We start from the raw sequence: 22,844 nt of genomic DNA on the forward strand, positions 1-22,844 counted from the left end.
GGTCAGGCTCCGACGAGGCGCACGCGCGGATCCGACGCCGCATAGGCGAGGTCGATCGCGAAATTGACGAGGATGACCGCCCCGGCGACGATCAGGACGCCGAATTGCAGGACCGGATAGTCGCGCCGCAGCGTCGCACCGACGAGCAGATCTCCGACCCCGTTCCAGGCAAAGACGGTCTCGACCACGACAGCGCCCGAGACGAGCGTGGTGATTTGCAGGCCGAGCACGGTGATCACCGGGATCAGCGCGTTGCGCAGCCCGTGCCGCAGGATGATGGCGCCCTCGGAGAGACCCTTGGCGCGGGCCGTGCGCATATAGTCCTCGGAGAGGACGTCGAGCATGGCGTTGCGCGTGTAGCGGGTCAGCGCCGCGACGAAATAGGCGGCGAGCGCCACGGTCGGCATCGCGTAATGCAGCAAGGTGGCGGAGCCGGCGCTCGGCAGCCAGTGCAGCGTGTAGGAGAAGACGAGCAGCAGCAGGATGGCGAGGACGAAATTCGGCACGGCATAGCCGAGGAAGGCGACGAAGAGCACGCCCTGCCCGCGCGGCTGCCCACGCCAGAGCGCGGCGAGGATGCCGAGCGGCACGCCGACCGCGACGGTGAGAGCCAGGGTCGCGATGAGGAGCGAGGCGCTCTGCCAGAGCCGCTCGCCGAAGATCACCGCGACCGGCCGCCGCTCCATCAGCCCGAGGCCGAAATCGCCCGAGAGCAGCGACTTCCAGAACAGCAGGTATTGCTCCGCGATAGGCCGGTCGAGGCCCCAATAGGCGATCATCTCGGCGCGGGAGGCGGCGTCGAGCCCTTCCGGCATCAGGAAGTCGATCGGATTGCCGGTCAGCCGCGTCGCCAGGAAGACAGCGGTGACGATCGCCCAGAGGGTGATCGACATGCGCAGGAGACGACTGCCGAGGAACGAAAGCATGGCGTCCTCCGGAACGAGCTGCGGGGATATGGCCGGCTATCGCAAGCGGCCGATGCCGGAGCCTTCTGGCAGCCTTCCATGACAGGTTTATGAATTTAACTCAGGAAATAACCTATTTGACACTGAGACAATCTCAGTTCATGCCTGCCGCACTTCGACGCGGAGTTTGCGGTGCACGCAGCGGACGATATTCGTGGCTGGCTGATCGATCTCGACGGCACATTGGTGTGCGGCGGCCGGGCGATGCCTGGCGCCCCGGCCTTTCTGGAGGCCTGCGGCGGCCGCTTCGTCGTCGTCTCCAACGATGCCGAACATACCCCGGCGGAACTGGCTGATGATCTGCGGCGCATCGGGCTCGAGATTCCCGCTGATCGCATCGTGCTGGCGGGAGCCTTCGCGCTCGACGAGACCGCCCGGCGCCGTCCGGGCGCGCGCGTGCTCATGCTGGCGGGCAGGAGCCTGGCGCGCCATGCCCGCGCGCGGGGGCTTCGGCCCGTCCAGACCCGGCCCGACATCGTCTTCCTCGGCCGCGACCGGCAGTTCAGCCATGCGAGGCTCGCGTTGGCAGCCAATGCCGTGCGTGCGGGCGCGGAGCTCGTCGTCGCCAACCCCGATCTCGTCCATCCCGGCCCAAACGGCACCGTCGTGCCGGAAACCGGCGCGCTGCTCGCGGCGCTGCTCGCCTGCACCGGCCCTGTCGCTTACCGTCTCGTCGGGAAGCCGGAGCCGACGCTGTTCGCCGCCGGCCTCGCCCTGCTCGATCTGCCCAAGCGGGTCGTCGCGATGCTCGGCGACAATCCCCGGACCGATGGCGAAGGCGCGCGCCGCTTCGGCCTGCGCTATGTCGAGATCGCCGATGGCGCTTTCCCGCAAATCCAGGGCGAAACGGCTTGCCGGCACGAGACGAGCGTGATGGCCTTGCCCGCATGACCTCGTCGCGACACAAGCCGGATGCCGGTGCGATGCCCGAGAGCCCCGAGCCCGCGCGCAATGGCGGACATGACGGTTTCGACGGCGTGATCGAGCGCCTGACGGCGCTGCGCGCGACGCTGCCACCAGCCGCCGCACGCATTGCGGACGTCTTCCTCAGCCATGCGGCGGAGGTCGTGCATATGTCGGTGACGGAAGTGGCCGAGCGGGCGGAAGCGAGCGAGGGCAGCGTGATCTCGCTGTGCCGCCAGCTCGGCGCACGCGGTTTCCAGCAGGTCAAGATCGCATTGGCCCGCGACCTTGTGCAGCCGGTGCAGTTCATCCACGAGGATCTCGCCCGTGCCGACGACACGGGGACGGTGATCGAGAAGATCTTCCGCAGCGATCTGCAGGCCCTGCACGACACGATGAAGGTGCTCGACAAGGGCGCGATGGAGCGCGCGGTCGCCGCGATTCGGGGGGCGCGGCGCGTCGAGCTCTACGGCATCGGCAGCGCCGCCCCGATCGCGGAGGACGCGAATTACCGGCTCTTGCGCATCGGCGTCGAATCCAAGGTCGTGGTCGACTCGCATGTCCAGGCAATCAGCGCCTCGCTGACCGGGCCGGATGTCGCGACCATCACGATCTCGCATTCGGGCTCGACGCACGAGACGGTCACCGCGACGCGGCTCGCACAGGAAGCGGGCGCAACCACGATCTGCATCACGAATTTCGGCAAGTCGCCCCTGCTCGCCCATGCCGATATCGTGCTCAACACCATGGCACGCGAGACCCAGTTCCGCACCGAGGCGATGACGAGCCGCATCGCTCAGCTCGCCGTCATCGACGCCCTGATCGCCTGCCTGTCATTGGCCGATTACGACAAGGCGGTGGCGACGATCGGCCGGACCTTCGACGTTCTATCGACCAAGCGATTCTAGCGTGATCAGCCGGCTCGAGCCGGGCTGCGTGACGCCCAGGATTTCGGCCGCGCTAGACGGTTCCGGCTTTCATGACGGCGGCAAAGACTTCGATCTGACGGCTGTTCAAGGTCGATCCGCCCGGCGCATCTCAATTGCGCGATGGTAGCGCATCTTGCCTGCAGGCGGACAGCCTCCAGCCGTCCGGCATGCAGGGCGCCCCCTCGCCTGCGAGTCCTTCTCAAGCCCGAGGCTTGCTCCTACGGTCGTCGTCACAGATCGACGAGACCCGGCTCAGGAAGGCTTTACATGGCGCGCCACAACTTCGTTCCGACCCATTATTCGAACGTGCTCGCCACCCTGCCGCCGGTGCTGGAGATCGCCAGCGGCGAGAGCGTCGTCACCACCACGCTCGATGCGGCGGGCTTCGGCGGCGACGGCGCGCAGCACGCCCCGCGCGGCAACCCGATGACCGGCCCTTTCTTCGTGACCGGCGCCGAACCCGGCGACGCCCTGCTCGTCACCATCGAACGGATGACGCCGAACAGGAAGACCGGCTGGACCTATTCGCCGCTGGCGCCGGGCGTGCTCGACCCCGGCATGCTGCACGAACTGCCGAAGCGCGAGCGCTACGAATGGGCGATCGACGCGGAAGCCGGCACGGTGAAGCTGCTGGAGCCCTCCGCCCGCATAAAGGACTGGAGCTTTCAGCTGGCGCCGATGCTCGGCTGCTTCGGCGTCGCCCCGGAACGCGGCCAGGCGATCTCGACCGCGACCAGCGGCGCCAATGGCGGCAACATGGATTACCGGCTGTTCGGGCCGGGCGCGACGATCGCCTTCCCGGTCTTCGTCGATGGCGCGCTGTTCTTCCTCGGCGACGGTCATGCCTGCCAGGGCGATGGCGAGATCGCCGGCACCGGCGTCGAGACCTCGTTCGAGGTCGAATTCTCGGTGAAGCTCGTCAAGAAACAGAACCTGCACTGGCCACGCTGCGAGACCGAGACCGACCTGCTGGTGATCGCGAGTGGGCGCCCGCTCGACCAGCCCCTGCAATTCGCGACGACGGAACTGCTGCGCTGGGTCGGCGAGGCCCTCGGAGTCGATTCCGTCGAGGCGAGCCATCTGCTCGGGCAGGCGGTGCGCTACGACATCGCCAATGTCTTCAACCCCGCCTATTGCGTCGCCGCCCGGCTGGAGAAGACCAAACTGACGCGCGCGATGTCGTTCAGCAGTCGCTGAGCGTCCTTCATCCCCTTCGAAACGCCGACCAAGAAGACAAACCATGTCCACGGATAAAGCCGCCCTGAAAGCCGAGCTGCTTCAGGCGATCGATCAGCGCCGCGACGAGATCGTCGCGCTGCTGCAACGCTTCCTGCGCATCAAGAGCGTCAACCCGCCGGGCGACACGCGCGAGGCCGCTGCCTTCGTGCGCGAATTGCTTGATGCCGCCGGCGTGCCGCATCGCACGGAAGCCTTCGTGCCGGAGATGCCGAACATCATCAGCCGCTGGGAGGCCGGGAAGCCCGGTCGCCATCTCATGCTCAACGGCCATATGGATATCTTCCCCGTCACCAACGAGAAGCTCTGGGACGCGGATATCGTCGACGGCAAGATCATGGGTCGGGGCGCCTCCGACATGAAGACCGGGACGCTCGCCTCGATCCTGGCCTTCTGTCAGCTCTACCCGCACCGCGAAAAGCTCCATGGCGCGCTGTCGCTGACCGTGGTCTCTGACGAGCAATCCGGCGGACGCTACGGCACCAAGTTCCTGTTCGATGAATTCGGCGACGAGATGGAGGCCGATTGCTGCCTCAACGGCGAGCCGAGCGGCCTCGCCAATCTCCGCTTCACCGAGAAGGGCACCTTGCGCTTCTCGCTTTCGGCCAGGAGCATCGGCGGCCATGGCGGCTATGCCCATCGCGCACGCAACCCGATCGCGGATGTGAGCCGGCTCGTGACCGCGATCTACGACCGCTACCATCTCAAGCTCGCCGCGCTGCCGCCGGAGATCGACGCAGTGCTGACCTCGCCGGAGACGATCGCGGCGGCCGACCTCAACCTCGGCAAGGGTGCAGGCGATGTCGCAAGGCGCATCACCGTCAATGTCGGCATCCTGCAGGGCGGGCAGAAGGCGACGCAGATTCCGACGCATTGCATCGCCCATCTGGACATGCGCATCCCGATCGGCTCCGACCGCGATGCGATCCGCGCCGATCTCGAAATGCTCGCCCGCGAGGCCGATTGCGAGATGGTGGTCAACGAGGACCACAGCTATCCCGCGAGCCTGACCGATCCGTTCGGCGAGATGGCCAATATCCTGCGCGGCAATATCCGCGACCTGCTCGGCCATGACGCACCGCCGGTGTCGAGCCTCGGCGGCACCGATACGCGCTACTGGCGCTGGCGCGGCGTGCCCGCGCTCATCTGCGGGCCATCGCCGATCAGCATGGGCACGGACGAGGAGCACGTCACCATCGAGGAAGCGATCGCGGTGATGAAGCTGCATGTCGCCTGCGCGGTCGATTATCTCGGCTCGACCGGCCCGGCCAACTAACCCGCCGTCATCCTGGACAAGCCGTGCAAGCGGCACTGATCCGGGATCCATCGTAAAGCTCCGGAGCTCTACGATGGATCCCGGGTCAAGCCCGGGATGACGATGCGTGTGGGGACGCGTTTCAACCGCTTCGGCGGCGTTCAAGCCTCGGGGACAGGCGCCGCCTCGGCGAGCAGGCCCTCGTGCTTCAGCTCATGCCAGAGCGCGGCCGGCACCGACCGCGCGACGAGGTCGAGATTGCGCGCGACTTCCTGTGGCGTCACGGCGCCAAGCACGATCGTTGCGACCGCCGGATGGGCGGCACAGAAGGCGAGTGCCGCTTGCGGCAGCGCGACTCCATGGCTGGCGCAGACCGCCGCGATCCGGGCGACGCGCGCCAGCACCTCGGGCGGTGCCGGCTTGTAATTGTAGAAGGCGCCGGGCTTTGCGCCGGTGGCGAGGATGCCGGAGTTGAAGACGCCGGCCAGCATCACCGCGATCTTCTTCTCCAGCGCCAGCGGCAGGAATTCCGGCAGGGCGCCCTGCTCCAGCAGCGAGTAGCGGCCGGCCAGCATCATCACGTCGAAATCGCCGGCGCGAGCGAAGCGCACGCACATCTCGGCTTCGTTGACGCCGACGCCGATCGCCTTGACCGCGCCGGACGAACGCAGCGTCTCAAGGGCGTGATAGGCGCCGTCCATGGCCTCGGTGAAGCGCTGCTCCATCCGCTCGCCATGGGTCCAGACATCCACATCGTGGATCAGCAGGATGTCGATATGGTCGGTGCCGAGCCTGAGCAGCGACTGCTCGAAGGAGCGCATCGCGCCGTCATAGGAATAGTCGATCATCGCCGGGTGCGGCAGGCCGCCCGCATAGCCCGAGCCGTCGCGCTTCGGCGCCCCGGCCTGCATCCAGCGGCCGACCTTGGTGGAGATGATGACGCTGTCGCGCGGCACGCTGCGGAGCGCCGCGCCGATGCGATGCTCGGAGAGGCCGTGGCCGTAGAGCGGCGAGGTATCGAGGAGGTTGATGCCGGCCGCGAGCGCGGCACGGACCGTGTCCTGCGCCGTGACCTCGTCGAGATGGCCATAGAGATCGCCGAGCGGCGCGCCGCCGAAGCCGATCAGGCTGGGGCTGAGACCCGCGAAGGGGCGGCCCGGCGGAACGGGAAAGGACGGAGCGGCCGCGTTCGCCATGCAAAGACCCGGTTCAGACAAGGGGCGGCAGAGTTGCGGATCGTCGGCAGGCACGCAAGCCTGTCTCGGCTCATCCCCGCGACAATCCGCGGGCCTCGCCGTCAGCGCGCCAGCCAGCCGCCATCGACCGGCAGGACGACCCCGTGGACATAGGCGGCGGCATCCGAGGCAAGGAATACGGCGGCCCCGCCGAGCTCCTGCGGCTTGCCCCAATGTCCGGCCGGGATGCGCGCCAGGATCGCCTCGTTGCGGGCGGGATCGGCGCGCAGCGCTTCCGTGTTGTTGGTGACGAAATAGCCGGGCGCGATCGCGTTGACATTGATGCCCTTCCCCGCCCATTCGCAGGCGAGCAGACGCGTGAGACCCGCGAGCCCGCTCTTCGACGCCGTATAGGAGGGGATGCGGATGCCGCCCTGGAAGGAGAGCAGCGAGGCGATGTTGATGACCTTGCCCCCCTTGCCGTCGGCGAGCATGCGTTTCGCGACGCCTTGAGTCAGGAAGAAGGTCGACTTCAGGTTGACGTCCATCACCGCGTCCCAGTCGGCCTCGGTGAAGTCGATCGCGTCTGCGCGGCGGATGATGCCTGCATTGTTGACGAGGATGTCGAGCCGCGAACCATCGGCTTTGGCGGCGGCATCGGCCTGCTCGACGATGCCGGCGATCGGCTCCAGCGTCCCGAGGTCGGCGGTGATCTCATGGAAGGGGCGGCCGGTCTCAGCGACCAGCGCCTTGGTCTCGGCCATGCTGGAACGGCCGACAGCGACGATGCCCGCGCCGGCTTCAGCGAGCGCGACCGCGATCGCCTGCCCCAAGCCCGTATTGGCGCCGGTGACGATGGCCGTGCGGCCGGTGAGGTCGAAGGGAGCGGCCATCAGCGCAGGTCCCCGGTCGCGACCATGTCCATGTCGGTGTAGTCGACATTGTCGCCGCCCATGCCCCAGATGAAGGAATAGGCCTTCGTCCCGACGCCGGAATGGATCGACCAGCCCGGCGAGAGGATCGCCTGCTCGTTGGCGACGACGAGATGGCGGGTCTCTTGCGGCTCGCCCATCAGGTGGAAGACGCGGGCGTCTTCGGCGACGTCGAAATAGAGATAGATTTCGCAGCGCCGGTCGTGGGTGTGCGCCGGCATCGTGTTCCAGATGCTGCCCTCGTCCAGCGTGGTCACGCCCATGACGAGCTGGCAGGTCTCGCAGACGCCCGGGATGATGTATTGGCGGATCGTGCGCTTGTTGGCGGTGGCCTGTTCGCCGAGCGCCAAGGTCTTGGCATCGGCCTCGCGGATCACCCTGGTCGGGTGCGCCGCATGGGCCGGGGTCGAGAGCAGGTAGAACTTGGCCGGATTCGACGCATCGTCGCTGGCGAAGGAAACCTCGCCGGCCTCCTTGCCGATATAGAGCGCATCGCGCTTGGCGAGCGGATAGTCCTTGCCGCCGACGGAGACCTTGCCGGGGCCTCCGACATTGACGACGCCGAGCTCGCGACGCTTCAGGAAGGCATCGGTGCCGACCGCCTTCGGCGTCGGCAGCACGACCGGCTTGGCGGTCGGCATGACGCCGCCGACGATGACGCGGTCGAGATGGCTATAGGTCAGCCTGACCTCGCCGGAGACGAACAGCGTCTCGATCAGGAAATGGCGGCGCAGCTCGGCGGTGTCGAAGCGCTTCACGGCCTCGGGATGCGAAACCTGGCGGATGTCGATGGTCATGTCGTCTCCAATCGGGCAACCGGCGGAGCGGCGCGCCGTGGCCGCTCCGAACCGTCGCCCATGTCGAAATAGGGGCTGTTGAGGGCTGCGACCGCGTCGAGGTCGTCGAAGAGCTTACCGAGATGCTCGCCCATGGCATGGGCGGCAGCTTCCGCATCGCCGCGCCGGATCGCCTCGACCACCGCGCCGTGCTCGCGCAACACGCGCTCCATGCGGCCCTGCTGCGGCAGGGTGAGCCGGCGGAAGCGGTCCATCTGCAATTTCACCTGTTGGGTGAAGCGCCAGATGCCGGGATAGCCGGCGAGCTCCGCGATGCCGGCGTGGAAGGCATCGTCCGACTGGTGGAAGAGTTCGCGCTCGCCGCGATCGGCCCGCGCGGCCAACTCATCCATGATGCGGGCGAGGCCATCGGCCCGACCGGCTCCGCGTTGGGCCGCGAGCCTTGCGCAGGTCTCTTCCAGCGAACGGCGGATCACCAGCGCCTCGGGCAGCGCCCGAAACGGGATCAGCGAGGCGAAGGTGCCCGATTGCGGGAAGATCGAGACCAGCCCCTCGTCGGCGAGCTTGAGCAAGGCCTCGCGTACCGGCGTGCGGCTGACCGCGTGGGCCTCGGCGATGTCCTTCTCGACGATCGGGCTGCCGGGCGGGATGGCGAGCGAGACGATCTCGGCCCGCAACGCATCACGGATCACCGCCGCAGCGGTGCGCCGTCCAGATGAGCCCGAACCCGCAGCCATGATGCCGCCGACCGACACTGAACGCCCTCCCAAGGCTGTGTTTCGCGTTCATATACTAGTATATTAATTGCGATCAAGTTGGTTTTCGGGCCTGCAAATGCATCAGGGCCGCGTCAGCAGCGGCCCTGATGGGCATTGATACGAAACAGCTCACGTCCCTCCGGGACCACCGGGTCATCCCGGCTTGACCCGGGATCTATGCCGGAACGCTTCCGATCAAGGTTCAGGCATGGATCCCGGCTCTTCGCTTCGCTCTAGCCGGGATGACGGCACCGGTTGGCGCGCCCGCAATCAAGCCCCGACCTTGGCGAGCACGTCGGCGCGGAGGAAGCGCTCGATGAACAGCATGAACAGCACCGAGGGCACCAGCAGGATCAGCGCCGTGATCGAGGCAACCTGATAATTGCCGCCCATCGCCGCGTTGTAGAGAAGCAGCGGCAGGGTCGTGACCTGCGGCACGCCGACGAAGAAGGTGCCGGTGAATTCGTCGAGCGATTCCAGGAAGACGAAGATGCCGCTGGCGATGATGCCGGGCGCGGCCAGAGGCAGCGTCACCGTGAAGAAGGCCTTGAGCGGCGACGCCCCGATATTGCGGGCGGCGAGCTCGAGATCCTTGTCGACGGCGGCGAAGGCGGCGGCCGCGATCCAGACGGAATAGACCAGGCCATGCGCGGCATGGACGAGAACCACGGCGAAGACCGTGCCGTTGATGCCGATATTGTAGAAGACGCGGGCGACGTTGATGTAGATCGCGACCGAGGGAAAGGCCTGCGGCAGCAGGAAGAGCACCATGAAGAAGGCGCGCGCCGGCAGCTTGAGCCGAGCGAGCGCGTAGCCGGCGGGTATCGAGAGCGCGAGCGCGACGAGCACGGTCAGCACCGCGATCCAGACCGAGGTCGCCAACGAGGCCATGGCGTCGCCGGTCGGGCGGAAGACCTGCTCCCAGTAGCGCGTGCCGTAGACGACCGGCAGCTTGTAGGGGGTGTACCAGCGCTCGGCGACCGACCAAAGCGCCAAATTGACCAGCGGGCCGATCAGGAAGAAGGCGAAGGCCGCGAGCGCGAAGGCCGCAAGGACCATGCGCAGGCCGGAGGCGACGCGGATCATGATGTGCCCTCCTTCGCCATGCCACGCTTGAGGTAGATGATCGCAGCACCGGCCGAGATCAGATAGGTGATGACGCCGAGCGCATTGGCCGTGGCGTAGTCGCCATAGGCATTGATGCGGAAGGCCATGTCGACGGTCAGCATGGTCGGCTGCGAGCCTGCCACCATCATCGGCACCGAGAGCACCGAGAGCATCGTCACGAAGGAGAGGACGAGCGCGACGAGGAGCTGCGGCATCACCTGCGGCAGGGCGAGCTCGACGAGGACGCGCATGCGCGATGCCCCGAGATTGCGGCCGGCCTCCAGCGTGGCGCGGTCGAGTGAGGCGAGCGCGCCGGCCAGCAGCAGGGCGACGAAGGGCGTCTGCTTCCAGACGAAGGTCGCGATGATGCCGCGCCAATCGAGGAAACTCACCGCCTGCAACGGCTCCATCAAGCCCATCGAGACGAAGGTATTGTTCATCAAGCCGTTCTTGGCGAGGAAGGTGCGCATGCACTGCGCCGCGACGATGAAGGGGATGAAGAGCGGCCAGCGATAGAGCGCCTTCAGCGTGCCGACGATCCAGCGGTTCTCGCCGAGGGTCAGCGTGCCGGCGATGACGATGGCGGCGAGGCCCGTCAGCAGGCAGGAGGCGAGCACGATGACGACCGTGAACACGACGTCGCCGGAATAGAGCTCCCAGGCCTTGCCGAAGGCCTGCAGCGAGAAGCCGCCCTCCGGTCCGGTAAAGGCCGAGATCAGCGAGAAGCAGAGCGGATAGAGGAACAGCGCCGCGACGAGCGCGAGGCCGGGCGCGATCAGCAGCAGGGCGAGATTGCGTTGGGACAGGGACATTCTCTGGTTCCGGCAAACCAATCCGCGGCAGCGGAAAAAGCCGTCATGGTCGGGCTTGACCCGACCATCTCGGAAACCAGAGCGAACTGGTCATGAGATCCTCGGGTCAAACCCGAGGATGACGGAGGATGAAGCCGGGTTGACGCGGTGTTCCCCACGCCATCCCGTCAGGCGAAGCTCAGTTCGCGACCTTCTTCTCGTAGCCCTCGAGGATGTCGTTGAAATAGGGCGCGATCGGGAAGGGCTTGCCGTTGGCGGCGAGCTCGGCCGGGGTGACGTCGGTGAAGAGCTTGTCCCAGGCGGCCTTGTCGAGCTTGCCTTCGAGGTTCTTGGCGTCGATGCCCGGATACCAGTTGAACTTCTTGACGATGCCGTCGGCCTGCACCTGCGGCGAGGTCGCGAGCGCGATGAACTGCTCCGCCAGCTTCTTTTGCGCCGACTTCTCCGGCACGGCGTAATACATCGGCTGGCCGGGCATGCCGGGCGAGACGAGCTTCAGCTTCATGTTCGGCGGCAGCTTGCCGTCGGCCTGCCAGGAATAGAACATGTCGACCCAGACCGGGCCGATCGCGATCTCGCCGCGGTTCAGCATGTCGAGCGTGCCGGCATTGCCGGGGGTGATCACGGCGTTCTTGTTGAACTCCTTGAGATCGGCGAAGGCCTTGTCCCAGCTCGTCTTGGTGGCCGCGTCATAGGGGCCCGTCATCAGCTTGTCAGCGTCGCCGCCGAAGGCATAGACCCAGCCGGCGACGAAGGAGACACCGGACATGCCGCCCTTGATGCCGTTATAGCCGAACTGCTTGGGGTTCTTCTTGGCCCAGTCGGCGAGCTCGGCGAAGGTCGCCGGCGGCGTCTTGACCATGTCGGCATTGTAGGCGAGCGCAGTTTGCGACTGGAACATCGGGATGACGAAGCCGCCGACATCGGTGCCGAGCGAGTTCTTGGCGGAGTCGCCCGTGGCGAGCTTCGCCGTCTCGACATTGGCCGTGTACTTGTTGAGCAGGCCTTCCTTGACCATCTGGCCGGCGGCCTTCTGGTGGATGACGACCACGTCGAAATCGGTGGTCGCGGCGCCCTTCTGGGCGTCGAGCTTCTCGTAGATCTTCTGCGAGCCGGAATCGCCCGGGCCGGTGCCGACCGAGACGACCTTTACGCCGGGATGGGCCTTCTCGAACATCGGGCCGAGATAGTCCTTGACGTAGTCGACCATGTTCTGGTCGCCGGCGGAGGCGACATTGAGGGTCTGCGCGGATAGCGGCGAAGCCACGATCAGCGCAGCAAGCGAGCAGGCAAGCGTGATAATGCGCATGTGTCTGACTCCCTGTCAGGCGGCAATCCCGGCCTCGGTCGCCGGGAAGATGTGAAGGCGCTGCAGCGGAATGCGCAGCCCGACCTTCGTTCCGAGTTCGTGACGGGCGACATCGTCGACCGTGATCTGGCGGCCGGCGGCTTCGACCTTGTAGCGGTAGATGCCACCGGGATAGGCGCGCGCGGCGATCGTGCCGGGAACGACGAGATCGACGCCAGCCGCCACCGCGTCATGCGCATCGAGGCTCGCGACATCGTCGCGGAAATAGGCGAGCGCCTCACCGTTCGGCAACGCGGCCGCGGCTTCGCCGGCAAGCGTCGCGTGGGCATCGCCAGTTGCGATGGAAACCTGGCCCTCGCCGCGCTGGATGCTGAGCGGCAAGACGTTCTCCGCGCCCATGAAATTCGCGACGAAGGCGCTGGCCGGGCGGTCATAGACCTCCTCGGGCGTGCCGACCTGGGCGATATGGCCGGCCTGCATGATGACCAGCCGGTCGGCCATGGTCATGGCCTCCTCGCGGTCATGCGTGACATGGACGGCGGTGAGGCCGAGCCGTTGCTGGATGGCGCGGATCTCATGGCGCATCACCATGCGGATCTTGGCGTCGAGATTGGAAAGCGGCTCGTCGAGCAGGAGGATGCCGGGATCGATGGCGAGCGCCCGGCCAAGCGCGACGCGCTGGCGCTGCCCGCCGGAGAGCGCCGTGACCTTGCGATCCTCATAACCGGAGAGGCCGAGGAAGCTCAGCATCTCGCCGACCTTGGCCGCGATCTCGGCCCTGGACTTGCCACGCAACTTGAGGCCGTAGCCGATATTCTGGAGCACGGTCATATGCGGCCAGAGCGCATAGGACTGGAAGACCATGGCCATGCCACGCTTTTCCGGCGGCAAGCCCGCGACATCGCGACCGCCGACGACGATCGAACCATCCTCAACCGGGACGAAGCCAGAGAGCGAACGCAGCAGGGTGGTCTTGCCGCAGCCGGACGAGCCGAGAAGCGCCGTGAAGCTGCCGGGCGTGAAGTCCAGATCGATGCCATGAAGCACGCGCGTGCCGCCATAGGCGACCTTGAGACCGCGCACGCCGATGGCTGCGCCGCTACCCGCTCTGGCTTGCGTTTCCGGCTGCAAGGCGCCTACTCCCCCGGTTCTGCTCTTATCGCCTGACAATGGAATATTTCTTCCATCGTTGGCTCAGTTGAAATAAACGTTACGCACGGGGCGCAGTCTATGCAAGAGCTTTGTGAAGGGCGGATGACAGTGCGGATTCATTCTCTCTGGCTGATGCCGGCGCCTGCGGACGAGGCGATGCTGGCATGGATCGTCGGCGACCTGTCGAGCCGTTTCGGCACGCCACTTTTCGCCCCGCATCTGACATTGCAGGGCGACACCGAGACGACGCCTGCCGAGCTGGAAAGTGCCATCGCCGCGGCGGCCGGAGCGGTCGAGGCCTTCGCAGAGCCCGTCTCCATCGTCGAAGGAAGCGATGCCTATTTCCGCTCGTTCTACGCCCGTTTCGCCGTCTCGCCGGCCTTGGCGAAGCTGAAGCAGGCGCTCGATCCCGAGGGTCTCGCGAGCTTCATGCCGCATGTCTCGCTGCTCTACGGACCGGTCGAGGCTCCGGCGAAGGCTGCGGCCATCGCCGAGATCAATGCTCGCCTCGCCGGCCGCGCCATCCGCTTCGATCGGATCGGCATCGTGACCTCCGGCCAGGACGTGCCGATCGCCGATTGGCGGGTCGTCGCGAGCGTCGCGCTGGGTTCGGCCTGAGCCTTCCCGCTATTCTCCGGTCAGCTCGCGATTTCGGCGGCTGACTTCGTCGCTGTAGCGCTTGATCGCATGCGCCTCGCTGAGGATGCCGACGAGGCGGCGTCCCTCGCGATCGGCGACCACGGGCAGCGCCTCGCTCTCCGCCGCCTCGAACAGCTTCAGCGTATCGCGCACCGACATGTCGGTGAGCAGCATCCGATCGGGATTGCGCAGGAGATGGCGCACGGTGCGCGGCGCGGGCTCGGCCGCCGCCTCCTCGTCCAGCGCCGGATCGGGCTCGTAGAGCGCGCCCGGCGGCACCATGCCGGCATAGGCGTCGCCCGGACCGACCGCGACCAAGTAATTGGTCGAGCCCGGCGGGTATTTCAGCCGGGCTTCGGCGATGGTCGCGTCGACTGCGATCTTTGGCACCTCGATGCGCATCATGCTGCCGGCCGTGAGATCACGCATCCAGCCGACATCATGGGCGCCGCGGATGCTCTCGCCGCGCAGATGGAAGCGCCAGGTCGCGAAGGAGAAGCCGAAGAGACGGCGCGTGACGAGCGAGGCGGCGCCGGCCGCGCCGACCACCGCGAGCGTCAATTTGAGGTCCCCGGTCATCTCGAGCGCGAGCAGCGTCATCGTCATCGGGCCGCCGACGATCGAGACCGCGAGTGAGCTCATGCCCACCAGCGCGAACAGCGTCTCGTGTCCGGCGAGATTGGGGAAGGCGAGGCCGAGCAGGCCGATGAAGAGGCGCCCGGTCAGCACGCCGAGCAGCAGCGAGGCGAAGAACAGGCCGCCGCGGAAGCCCGAGCCGATCGAGACCGAGGAGGCCAATGCCTTGGCGACGAGCACCAGCGCGAAGAGCAGCAGGCTGGCATCCATGCTGACATAGAGGTTGATCGCGCCATGGCCGGCCGAGAAGACGGAAGGGTTCCAGATCGCCAGCGCACCGACGACGAGCCCGCCGAAGGCGGGCCGGAGCCAGGTCGGGATCCGCGAGCGCCGGAAGCCGGCCTCGACGAAAGCGGCGGCACGCATCACGACGATGCCGACGAGCCCGCAGGCGGCTCCGAGCAGGACGACCAACGGCAGGTTCGCCATCGTGATCGTCCCGATCGGCGGCACCTCGACCGCGAGCAGGGCGGGCGCGAGCAGGCTATGGGTGACGGTCGCCATGAAGGTCGCGGCCATCACCGGCACGAAGGCGGCGATCGAATAGCTGCCGAGGATCAGTTCGAAAGCGTAGAAGGCGCCGGTCAACGGCGCATCGAAGGCCGCGCCGATGGCGCCGCCGGCCGCGCAGCCGACCATGAGCCGCATATCCGCCCGGCGCAGGCGCAAGCGGCGGCCGATATGCGAGGCGAGCCCGCTCGCGGCCTGCGTATAGCCGGCTTCCAACCCGACCGAGGCGCCGGCACCACTGGAGCCCATGGTCTGGAGCGCGACGAAGACGCTGTCGCGCAAGGACATGCGCCCGCCATGCAAGGCATTGGCCTCGATCGGGTCGATCGGCTGCTTGCGGCGGCGGAAGAACAGCCAGGAGGCGCAGCCGATGGCGAGGCCGCCGAGCACCGGCCCGGCAATGGCCCGCCAGGGCGGGATCGTGGTGGTGATCGAGAGCCGCGCGCCATGCTCCAGCCCGAAGATCACCTCATGCAGGAGCTGCGTCGTGAAGGACATCGCTAGCACGGTCAGCCCCGCGAGCACGCCGACCACGGAAGCCAGCACCACGATGCCGATTTCGCTGGACCGGACGAGCGCGCGCCAGCCCTGCGATCCATCGCTGGTCCCGGCCGGGGTTTCGGTGGCTTTCACGGTGATCACGGCAAGGCCCGTCAGGCTCGTTCGTCACGTCCGCACGCGGTCGCATATCGAAGCGGCCGGAACAAGACGCCTCGGCAATAGCAGCCCTGTTTTCGCCGCAAGGCGCTAGGAAATCGGCACGGCAAGGCCCGTCTTGACCCGGTCCATCGCGACGAAGGAACGGAACTTGCGGATATTGGGATTGGCGAAGAACAGGCGCCGCGTCAGCGCCTCATAGGCCGCCATGCTCGGCACCAGCACGACCAGCATGAAATCGACCTCGCCGGTGACGTAATAGCATTGCTGCACCTCGGGCGCGGCGAGGAAGGCGCTCTTGGCCACGTCGATATCGGGCGCGGTCTCGCTGACCAGCTCGATCTCGACGAAAACAGTGATCGGATGGCCGAGCGCGGCGGGATCGACCACCGCGACATTGGCGCGGATGACGCCGTTCGCTTCCATCCGGCGGATGCGGCGCTGCACGGCCGGCGCCGACAGGTTGACGCGCTCGCCGATCACCCGCTGCGGCGTGGTGTTGTCCCGCTGGAGGATCGCGAGGATCGCGCGATCGAAAGCGTCTAGATCGTGAGCGGTCGGCTCGGCCATGCCTCATCCTGAGAAAGAAACTTGCAAGGGCACGCGCCAAATCCAGCGCCTTTTTCACCTCGGATGCAATATCCATTCAGGCAACCCTGCCAGACGAGGCCGCCATGTTCCTGCTCAACCATCATCCGGACTACCGCACCGCCCTGCACCCGGAGGATGTCGCGACGCTGGGACCCGCCGGCGCGGACGCGATCACCGCGCATCTGGCGCAGCGGCCGAACCATGTGACGACACCGCTGCACAACCTGCCGGCGCTGGCTGCCGCGCTCGGCATCGGCGCACTCTTCATCAAGGACGAAGGCCAGCGCCTTGGTCTCGGCAGCTTCAAGGCACTCGGCGGCGCCTACGCGGTGATCCGGCTGGCGCTGGAAGCCGCTTCCGACAAGCTCAGCCGGCCACTCGGCGATGCCGACATGAACGATCCCGCCGTGCGCGAGGCAGCGGCCGGCATGACCTTCGCCTGCGCGACCGACGGCAACCATGGCCGCTCGGTCGCGCAGGGCGCGCAACTGCTGGGTGCGAAGGCCGTGATCTTCGTCCATGGCGGCGTCAGCGACGAGCGCGTCGCCGCCATCGCCCGCTTCGGCGCCGAGATGGTGCGCGTCGATGGCACCTATGACGATTCCGTGGTCGAGGCCGCCCGCGTCGCGACGCAGCGCGGCTGGACTATCGTCTCCGACACCTCCTGGGACGGTTACGAGCGCATCCCGGGCCTGGTCATGCAGGGTTACACCGCCATCGCCCGCGAGGGGCTGGGGCAGATGCCGCAGCGGCCGACCCATGTCTTCGTGCAGGCTGGCGTCGGCGGCATCGCCGCCGCGCTTGCCGCGCAAATGGAAACGAGTCTTGGCGACGAGCGGCCGTTCTTCACGGTGGTCGAGCCGTCGCGCGCGGCTTGCATCTTCGAGGCGGCCAAGAGCGGCAAGCCCGGCAAGATCCCGCATGGCGCTCCGACCGTGATGGCGATGCTCGAATGCTACGATCCCTCGCCGCTGGCGTTGCGCGTGCTCTATCGCGCCGCCGATGCCTTCATGACCGCCGAGGATTCCGATGCCGTCGAGGCGATGAACCGGCTCGCCCGGCCGGCTGCTGGCGACCCGGCCATCGTCGCAGGCGAGAGCGGATCGGCCGGGCTCGCCGGCCTGCTTGCGGCCCTGCGCGATCCGCAGGCCCGTGCCGCGCTGAAGCTCGACAGCAGCTCCCGCGTCTTCCTCGTCAATACGGAGGGCGCGACCGACCCGGCGCGCTATGCCGAGCTCGTCGGGCTGAAGCCGGAGGAGGTCGCGTGACCATGCAAGCGACCGACCGACTGACCCTCCATTCGCAAGGCCATTCGCCCTATGCGCGCAAGACCATCGTCTTCGCGCATGAGGCGGGCATCGCCGACCGGCTCGCGATCATCGACCAGGAGACGAGCCCGACCAATCGCAATCCTGAGGTCTTCGCCGTCAATCCGCTCGGCAAGGTGCCGGTCCTGATCACGCCGGAAGCCGGGGCGATCTTCGACTCCCTGGTGATCTGCGATTATCTCGACGGGCTGCATGGCGGGCGCCGTCTGATCCCGGCTGAGGGCAAGGCGCGCTGGCAGGCTTTGCGCCTGCATGCCATCGCGCAAGGGCTTTGCGATGCCGGCATCGCGCTGCGCTGGGAGACGCTGCGCCGGCCGGAGCATCTGCGCTATCTCCCGCTGCAGGAGGGGCAGACGGCCAAGCTCGTCGAGAGCTTCGACGTGCTGGAGCGCAGCCAAAGCTTCGACGAGCCCGTCCATATCGGCCATATCGGGCTGGCGACGGCGCTCGCATGGCTGGAATTCCGCGACCTGCCGGATTTCCGCAGCGGCCGGCCGCGACTGACACGCTGGTATGAGGCCTTCTCGGAGCGCCCCTCGATGCGAGCAACGGCCTATCACGGCGAAACGCAGGACCGGCCGACGGCTCAAGGCCATTGCGGGATGACCGGCTGACGTCGTAGCAGGGCCTGGCAGCGCGGCCTTTCCCCGGCCGTGCCGGAGGCAGCGCATGAAGCTTCGTCCCGATACGCTGGCGATGACCGCCGTCCTCGCGATGCTGACGGCGCTCGGGCCCCTCTCGACCGATTTCTATCTGCCGTCCTTGCCGGAGATCGCGCGGGTGATGCAGACGGATGTCGCCGGCGCGCAGGCGACGCTCTCGTCCTTCCTCTTTGGCTATGCCGCCGGGCAGATCTTCTGGGGGCCGCTTTCCGACAGGCTGGGGCGCAAGCCGATCCTGTTCGCGGGGCTCGGGCTGTTCTCGCTGGCGACGCTGGCCTGCGCCTTCGCGCCCTCGATCGAGGCGCTCACCATCGCGCGGGCCTTCCAGGCGCTCGGCGCCTCCGGCCCGATCGTGCTCGGCCGCGCGATGGTGCGCGACCTCTATGACGGGGTGCGGGCGGGGCGCGAGCTGGCTCGGATGGGCATGATCATGGGGCTGGTGCCGGCGATCGCACCGGTGATCGGCGGCGTGCTGCAGGTCGCCTTCGGCTGGCGCTCGACCTTCCTCGCCTCGCTCGCCTTCGGGTTGGCCCTCGCCGTCGTCATCCTCACGGTGATGCCGGAGACGTTAAAGGCACGCTCGGCGCAACCGCTCTCCCTCGCCAGCATCTTCCGCGGCTTCGGGACGCTGCTGCACAACCGTGCCTTCCGCGTCTATGTCGCGCTGACGGCGCTGGCTTATGCCGGGCTCTTCGCCTTCATCTCGGGCTCGTCCTTCGTGCTGATCGGCATCTACGGGCTGACGCCGATCGAATACGGCTTCTCCTTCGGCTTCGGCGTGCTCGGCTTCATCACCGGCACGATCATCGCCCAGCGCCTCGTCGGGCGACGCGGCATGGACGGCGTCATCGCGATCGGCGTCGCCTGCCTCGCGGGCGGCGGGGTGATCATGCTGATCTGCGTGCTCTCCGGCCTCGGCGGCGCAGCCGGTGTCGTCGTGCCGATGGCGCTCTATGCCTGCGGCGTTGGGCTGACCATGCCGCAGGCCCAGGCCTCGGCGATGATGCCTTTCCCCGACCGGGCCGGCGCGGCCTCATCCTTCAACGGGCTCTGCCAGATGCTGCTCTCGGCCTGCGTCGGGCTGCTCGTCGGGCATCTCCTGAAGAACGCCGCGCTGCCCTTGCCGCTGGTGATGGCGGCGCTGGGCGTGGCGTCCCTGGTGCTGTTCCGCGCGACGCGGGAAATCCGGGCGGCGAAGGCCTAGGCTTCAGCCGCCGAAGAGCCGCTCGAAGAAGTTCTTCTCTTGCGGGGCCGGGGGCACCCAGGCGCGATCGCCGGTCGGTGGCGGCGCTTCCTGCTGGCGGACCTCCGCGACCGGGGCGCCGTCGCCGAGCGTCTTCGGGGCGCCCTGCCAGAGGCCTCCCGGCAGCGGAATGGGCTGCGCCCCGGCATGGGCAGCCTTCATGTACTTGCCCCAGATCTCGCCGGGCAGGCCGCTGCCGGTGACGCGCTTCATCTTCGAATTGTCGTCGTTGCCGACCCAGACGGCCGTGACGAGCTTGGCGGTGAAGCCGACGAACCAGGCGTCGCCATAATCCTGCGTCGTGCCGGACTTGCCGCCGACCTGCCAGCCCGGGATGTTGAACTTGCTGCCGGTGCCGCCGTTCATCACGCCGTAGAACATCATATCGATCATGGCGAGTTGCTGCGGCTGGATGACCTGGCCGAGGCCTGCGGCCTTGCGGGCATAGACCACCTTGCCGTTGGTCTGGCGGACCTCGCGGATGACATAGGGCAGCACCGACTGGCCGCCATTGGCGAAGGTCGCGTAGGCGGCGGTCATCTCCAGCGGGGTGACCTCCGAAGTGCCGAGCGCGAGCGACATGTTCGGCTGCAGGGCCGAGGTTATGCCGAGGCGCTGGGCGGTGCGGATGACCTCCTTGGGCGTCACCTCCTGGATCAGCCGCGCGGCGACGGTGTTGAGCGAATGCTGCATCGCCGTCGCCAAGGTCACCGGGCCGCGATAGGTGCGCGAATAGTTCTCCGGTTCCCAGCCCTTGATCGAGACCGGGGCGTCGTCGCGGATGGTGTCCGGCGTCATGCCCTTTTCGAGCGCCGTGAGATAGACGAAGGGCTTGAAGGACGAGCCCGGCTGGCGGCGCGCGGCCGTGGCGCGGTTGAACTGGCTCTTGGTGTAGTCGCGGCCACCGATCAGCGCGCGGATCGCGCCGTCCGGCGCGAGCGAGACGACCGCGCCCTGCGAGGCGTTCAGCTTGGCGCCCTGCGCCGAGAGCGCATCGACCAGCGTCGTCTCGGCCGAGGCCTGCAGCTTCGAGTCGATCGAGGTCAGGACGGTGACGTCACCCTCGACCGCGCCGATGAAGTCGTCGAGCACGTCCATGACGTAGTCGGCCGCATAATTGACCGAGCCCGCCCCGACGCGCTCGGGCACCTCGGCCGGCGCCGTCAGCGCGGTCTTGGCCGCGGCCTGCGTGATGAAGCCCTGATCGGCCATCGCGGCGATGACGAGCTGGGCGCGCTTCTCGGCCAGATCGGGATTGCGGTTGGGCGCCAGACGCGAGGGGGCCTGGACGAGGCCGGCGAGCATCGCCGCCTCCGCGATCGTCACCGAGCGCGCCGACTTGTTGAAATAGCGCTGCGCCGCAGCCTCGACGCCATAGGCGCCCGAGCCGAAATAGACGCGGTTGAGATAAAGCTCGAGGATCTGATCCTTGGTGTAGGTGCGCTCCAGCCAGAGCGCCAGGATCGCCTCCTGGATCTTGCGGGCGGCGGTGCGCTCCTGCGTCAGGAACAGGTTCTTGGCGAGCTGCTGAGTCAGCGTCGAGCCGCCCTGCATGCCGCCGCGGCCGCGCAGATTGTTGACGACGGCGCGTGTGATGCCGACCGGGTCGATGCCGAAATGCTCGTAGAAGCGCCGGTCCTCGATGGCGACGAACGCCTTCGGCAGATAGGGCGGGATCTCTCCGATGGTGACGGTGCGCCCGCCGGTCTCGCCGCGATTGGCGAGCAGCGCGCCGTCGGCGGCCAGGATCGCGATGTTGGGCGGCCGTTTCGGCACGGTGAGCTGGTTGATCGGCGGCAATTGCGAGGCGTGGTAGGCGATCAGGCCGCCGACGCCGATGACGCACCAGAGGCCGAGCACCATCGACCAGTAGAACAGGCCACCGAGCAGCGAGCGCCGCCGGCGCCCGCGACGCTTGCCGCCCCCGCTGCCACCGCCACGCTTGTCGCGCTTCGGCGGGTTGCGGAGCTGCCGGCTCGGCTCGGGCTGCGCCGCGGCCTTCTGGAAGCGGGTGGGACGATCGTCTGGAGAAAGGCGCATGTCACCGTCCACGTGGCGCTCGCCACGCTCATAACCAAAGGAGGGCTCGCGCCGCTCGCCTCGTGCAATCCGGTCGTTCATCCTGCCCCGTTTTCGGCCGCCAAGCCGCCTCGCAAATGCGGTCAGGTCACACAGGATTCAAACATGGCGCTTTTAAGGGTTCGTAAAGCGTGCAGCGCGGCGCGGCGGACATAGTTGTCGCGCAAACGTGATCAAGCTTGCAAACACGCAAACGAAATCGTCAACGAGCCGGATATTGCGCAAGCTTTAGCAGGTTGACTACAAGCGCCTCACCCATGCGGTCATGGCGGTGCCCTGAGGCGAGCTGCTCGACCCACCCTTCGTCAAAGAGGCCTATTCCATGCAGTCGCTCAATCGCTACGCACCGCATTTCCTCGGTGTCCTGCGCATCGTCACCGCGCTGATCTTCATCTCACACGGCACGCAGAAGCTGTTCGGCTTCCCGATCATGCCGCCGAACGGCGCGCTGCCGCCGGCCTTCACGCTGTACTGGTTCGCGGGCGCTCTCGAACTTGTCGGCGGCCTGCTGGTCCTCGTCGGCTTCCAGACCCGGATCGTCGCCTTCATCCTGTCGGGCCAGATGGCCTTCGCCTACTGGATGGCCCATGCGCCGAAGAGCCCGTTCCCCGTCGCCAATGGCGGCGATGCGGCGGTCCTCTACTGCTTCGTCTTCCTGTACCTCGTCTTCGCGGGCGCCGGCGCCTTCGCAATCGACAAGGACAGCCGCGGCTGAGCCTCAAGCATTCGAACAAAAAAGGCCCGCCTCCTGCCGGAGGCGGGCCTTTCGATTCAGGCCGCAGCGCGAATCAGACCGCCGCGGAAATCCAGCGCGAGAGATCGCTCTTGGGGGCGGCGCCGACTTTCTGCGAGGCGAGCTTGCCGTCCTTGAACAGCATCAGCGTCGGGATCGAGCGGATGCCGAACTGGGCCGGGATTTGCTGATTCTCGTCGACATTCATCTTGACGATCTTGACCTTGCCGTTGAGCTCGGTCGCGATTTCCTCGAGCGCCGGGCCGATCATGCGGCAGGGGCCGCACCATTCCGCCCAGAAATCCACCACGACCGGCTCGGACGACTTCAGCACGTCGGCCTCGAAGCTCTGATCGGTAACCTTGCTCGTTGCCATGACTGGCCGCCTTTCGGTTTCAATGGGCGGCAATGCCACCCTTCGCCAGCGAAGCTATGA

22 protein-coding genes are annotated in these 22,844 nt (G+C 67.2%); 9 read left to right on the forward strand and 13 right to left on the reverse strand.

Going from position 1 to position 22,844, the window contains the following annotated elements; genetic code table 11:
* Positions 1-2 precede the first annotated feature (2 nt).
* Entirely contained in the window at positions 3-926 is a 924-nt protein-coding gene (locus JHD80_RS04640) for an ABC transporter permease (protein ID WP_199085210.1), read from the reverse strand.
* 171 nt (positions 927-1,097) lie between these two features.
* Here JHD80_RS04640 and JHD80_RS04645 point away from each other — a divergent pair, with 171 nt between their 5' ends.
* The 4 genes from JHD80_RS04645 to JHD80_RS04660 all read left to right on the forward strand — a co-directional run bounded on the left by JHD80_RS04645 (position 1,098) and on the right by JHD80_RS04660 (position 5,309).
* Positions 1,098-1,856 (forward strand): HAD hydrolase-like protein, encoded by a 759-nt coding sequence (locus JHD80_RS04645; RefSeq protein ID WP_199085211.1) that lies wholly within the window; start codon positions 1,098-1,100, stop codon positions 1,854-1,856.
* 32 nt (positions 1,857-1,888) lie between these two features.
* Positions 1,889-2,776 (forward strand): MurR/RpiR family transcriptional regulator, encoded by an 888-nt coding sequence (locus JHD80_RS04650; RefSeq protein WP_199085212.1) that lies wholly within the window; start codon positions 1,889-1,891, stop codon positions 2,774-2,776.
* A gap of 288 nt (positions 2,777-3,064) precedes the next feature.
* A complete protein-coding gene (locus JHD80_RS04655; protein WP_199085213.1) occupies positions 3,065-3,994 on the forward strand; it encodes an acetamidase/formamidase family protein in 930 nt (309 codons plus the stop codon).
* 43 nt (positions 3,995-4,037) lie between these two features.
* On the forward strand, positions 4,038-5,309 hold the full coding sequence (locus tag JHD80_RS04660; protein WP_199085214.1) for a M20/M25/M40 family metallo-hydrolase: 1,272 nt from the start codon (positions 4,038-4,040) through the stop codon (positions 5,307-5,309).
* Positions 5,310-5,449: 140 nt separating this feature from the next.
* Here the strand turns inward: JHD80_RS04660 and JHD80_RS04665 are convergent, their stop codons facing one another.
* From JHD80_RS04665 to JHD80_RS04700, 8 genes are all read right to left on the reverse strand, one after another.
* A complete protein-coding gene (locus tag JHD80_RS04665) occupies positions 5,450-6,484 on the reverse strand; it encodes an aldo/keto reductase (protein ID WP_199085215.1) in 1,035 nt (344 codons plus the stop codon).
* Between the two features lie 101 nt (positions 6,485-6,585).
* Positions 6,586-7,356: a 2-dehydro-3-deoxy-D-gluconate 5-dehydrogenase KduD gene (gene kduD, locus JHD80_RS04670; protein WP_199085216.1), complete on the reverse strand. Its 771-nt coding sequence runs from the start codon at positions 7,354-7,356 to the stop codon at positions 6,586-6,588.
* Entirely contained in the window at positions 7,356-8,192 is an 837-nt protein-coding gene (gene kduI, locus JHD80_RS04675) for a 5-dehydro-4-deoxy-D-glucuronate isomerase (RefSeq protein WP_199085217.1), read from the reverse strand. Before kduI ends, kduD begins: the two co-directional genes overlap by 1 nt.
* Positions 8,189-8,929, reverse strand: a complete 741-nt coding sequence (locus JHD80_RS04680; RefSeq protein WP_199085218.1) for a GntR family transcriptional regulator — start codon at positions 8,927-8,929, stop codon at positions 8,189-8,191. Before JHD80_RS04680 ends, kduI begins: the two co-directional genes overlap by 4 nt.
* A gap of 291 nt (positions 8,930-9,220) precedes the next feature.
* The gene (locus JHD80_RS04685) at positions 9,221-10,036 is read right to left on the reverse strand and encodes an ABC transporter permease (RefSeq protein WP_211201053.1); all 816 of its coding nucleotides are present in this window, start codon (positions 10,034-10,036) and stop codon (positions 9,221-9,223) included.
* Entirely contained in the window at positions 10,033-10,863 is an 831-nt protein-coding gene (locus tag JHD80_RS04690) for an ABC transporter permease (RefSeq protein ID WP_465246496.1), read from the reverse strand. Before JHD80_RS04690 ends, JHD80_RS04685 begins: the two co-directional genes overlap by 4 nt.
* Positions 10,864-11,047: 184 nt before the next feature.
* Complete coding sequence (locus JHD80_RS04695) at positions 11,048-12,178, reverse strand: ABC transporter substrate-binding protein (protein WP_199085220.1); 1,131 nt, start codon at positions 12,176-12,178, stop codon at positions 11,048-11,050.
* Positions 12,179-12,193: 15 nt separating this feature from the next.
* Positions 12,194-13,309: an ABC transporter ATP-binding protein gene (locus tag JHD80_RS04700; RefSeq protein ID WP_210339802.1), complete on the reverse strand. Its 1,116-nt coding sequence runs from the start codon at positions 13,307-13,309 to the stop codon at positions 12,194-12,196.
* A gap of 153 nt (positions 13,310-13,462) precedes the next feature.
* Between JHD80_RS04700 and JHD80_RS04705 the strand changes: the two genes are divergently transcribed.
* Entirely contained in the window at positions 13,463-13,948 is a 486-nt protein-coding gene (locus tag JHD80_RS04705; protein WP_349237213.1) for a 2'-5' RNA ligase family protein, read from the forward strand.
* A 9-nt stretch (positions 13,949-13,957) separates the two neighbouring features.
* On the opposite strand, the gene JHD80_RS04710 is transcribed toward JHD80_RS04705, so the two are convergent.
* The gene (locus JHD80_RS04710; RefSeq protein ID WP_349237210.1) at positions 13,958-15,757 is read right to left on the reverse strand and encodes a chloride channel protein; all 1,800 of its coding nucleotides are present in this window, start codon (positions 15,755-15,757) and stop codon (positions 13,958-13,960) included.
* Between the two features lie 105 nt (positions 15,758-15,862).
* Entirely contained in the window at positions 15,863-16,342 is a 480-nt protein-coding gene (locus tag JHD80_RS04715; RefSeq protein WP_199085222.1) for an Lrp/AsnC family transcriptional regulator, read from the reverse strand.
* Between the two features lie 104 nt (positions 16,343-16,446).
* On the opposite strand from JHD80_RS04715, the gene JHD80_RS04720 reads away from it, so the two are divergent.
* The 3 genes from JHD80_RS04720 to JHD80_RS04730 are packed head-to-tail and all read left to right on the forward strand — an operon-like array spanning position 16,447 to position 19,557.
* Positions 16,447-17,631 carry a diaminopropionate ammonia-lyase gene (locus JHD80_RS04720; protein ID WP_199085223.1) on the forward strand — a complete coding sequence of 395 codons (1,185 nt, stop codon included), beginning with the start codon at positions 16,447-16,449 and terminating at the stop codon, positions 17,629-17,631.
* Positions 17,632-17,633: 2 nt separating this feature from the next.
* Entirely contained in the window at positions 17,634-18,305 is a 672-nt protein-coding gene (locus JHD80_RS04725) for a glutathione S-transferase family protein (RefSeq protein WP_465246497.1), read from the forward strand.
* Between the two features lie 55 nt (positions 18,306-18,360).
* A complete protein-coding gene (locus JHD80_RS04730; protein ID WP_199085224.1) occupies positions 18,361-19,557 on the forward strand; it encodes a multidrug effflux MFS transporter in 1,197 nt (398 codons plus the stop codon).
* A gap of 3 nt (positions 19,558-19,560) precedes the next feature.
* On the opposite strand, the gene JHD80_RS04735 is transcribed toward JHD80_RS04730, so the two are convergent.
* A complete protein-coding gene (locus JHD80_RS04735; RefSeq protein ID WP_465246495.1) occupies positions 19,561-21,717 on the reverse strand; it encodes a transglycosylase domain-containing protein in 2,157 nt (718 codons plus the stop codon).
* A gap of 280 nt (positions 21,718-21,997) precedes the next feature.
* Here JHD80_RS04735 and JHD80_RS04740 point away from each other — a divergent pair, with 280 nt between their 5' ends.
* Positions 21,998-22,390: a DoxX family protein gene (locus JHD80_RS04740; RefSeq protein WP_199085226.1), complete on the forward strand. Its 393-nt coding sequence runs from the start codon at positions 21,998-22,000 to the stop codon at positions 22,388-22,390.
* A 73-nt stretch (positions 22,391-22,463) separates the two neighbouring features.
* Here the strand turns inward: JHD80_RS04740 and trxA are convergent, their stop codons facing one another.
* Positions 22,464-22,784: a thioredoxin gene (gene trxA / locus JHD80_RS04745; RefSeq protein ID WP_038366779.1), complete on the reverse strand. Its 321-nt coding sequence runs from the start codon at positions 22,782-22,784 to the stop codon at positions 22,464-22,466.
* Positions 22,785-22,844: the final 60 nt, after the last annotated feature.

Source organism: Allobosea sp. ASV33, assembly GCF_016428755.1.
GTDB lineage: Bacteria > Pseudomonadota > Alphaproteobacteria > Rhizobiales > Beijerinckiaceae > Allobosea.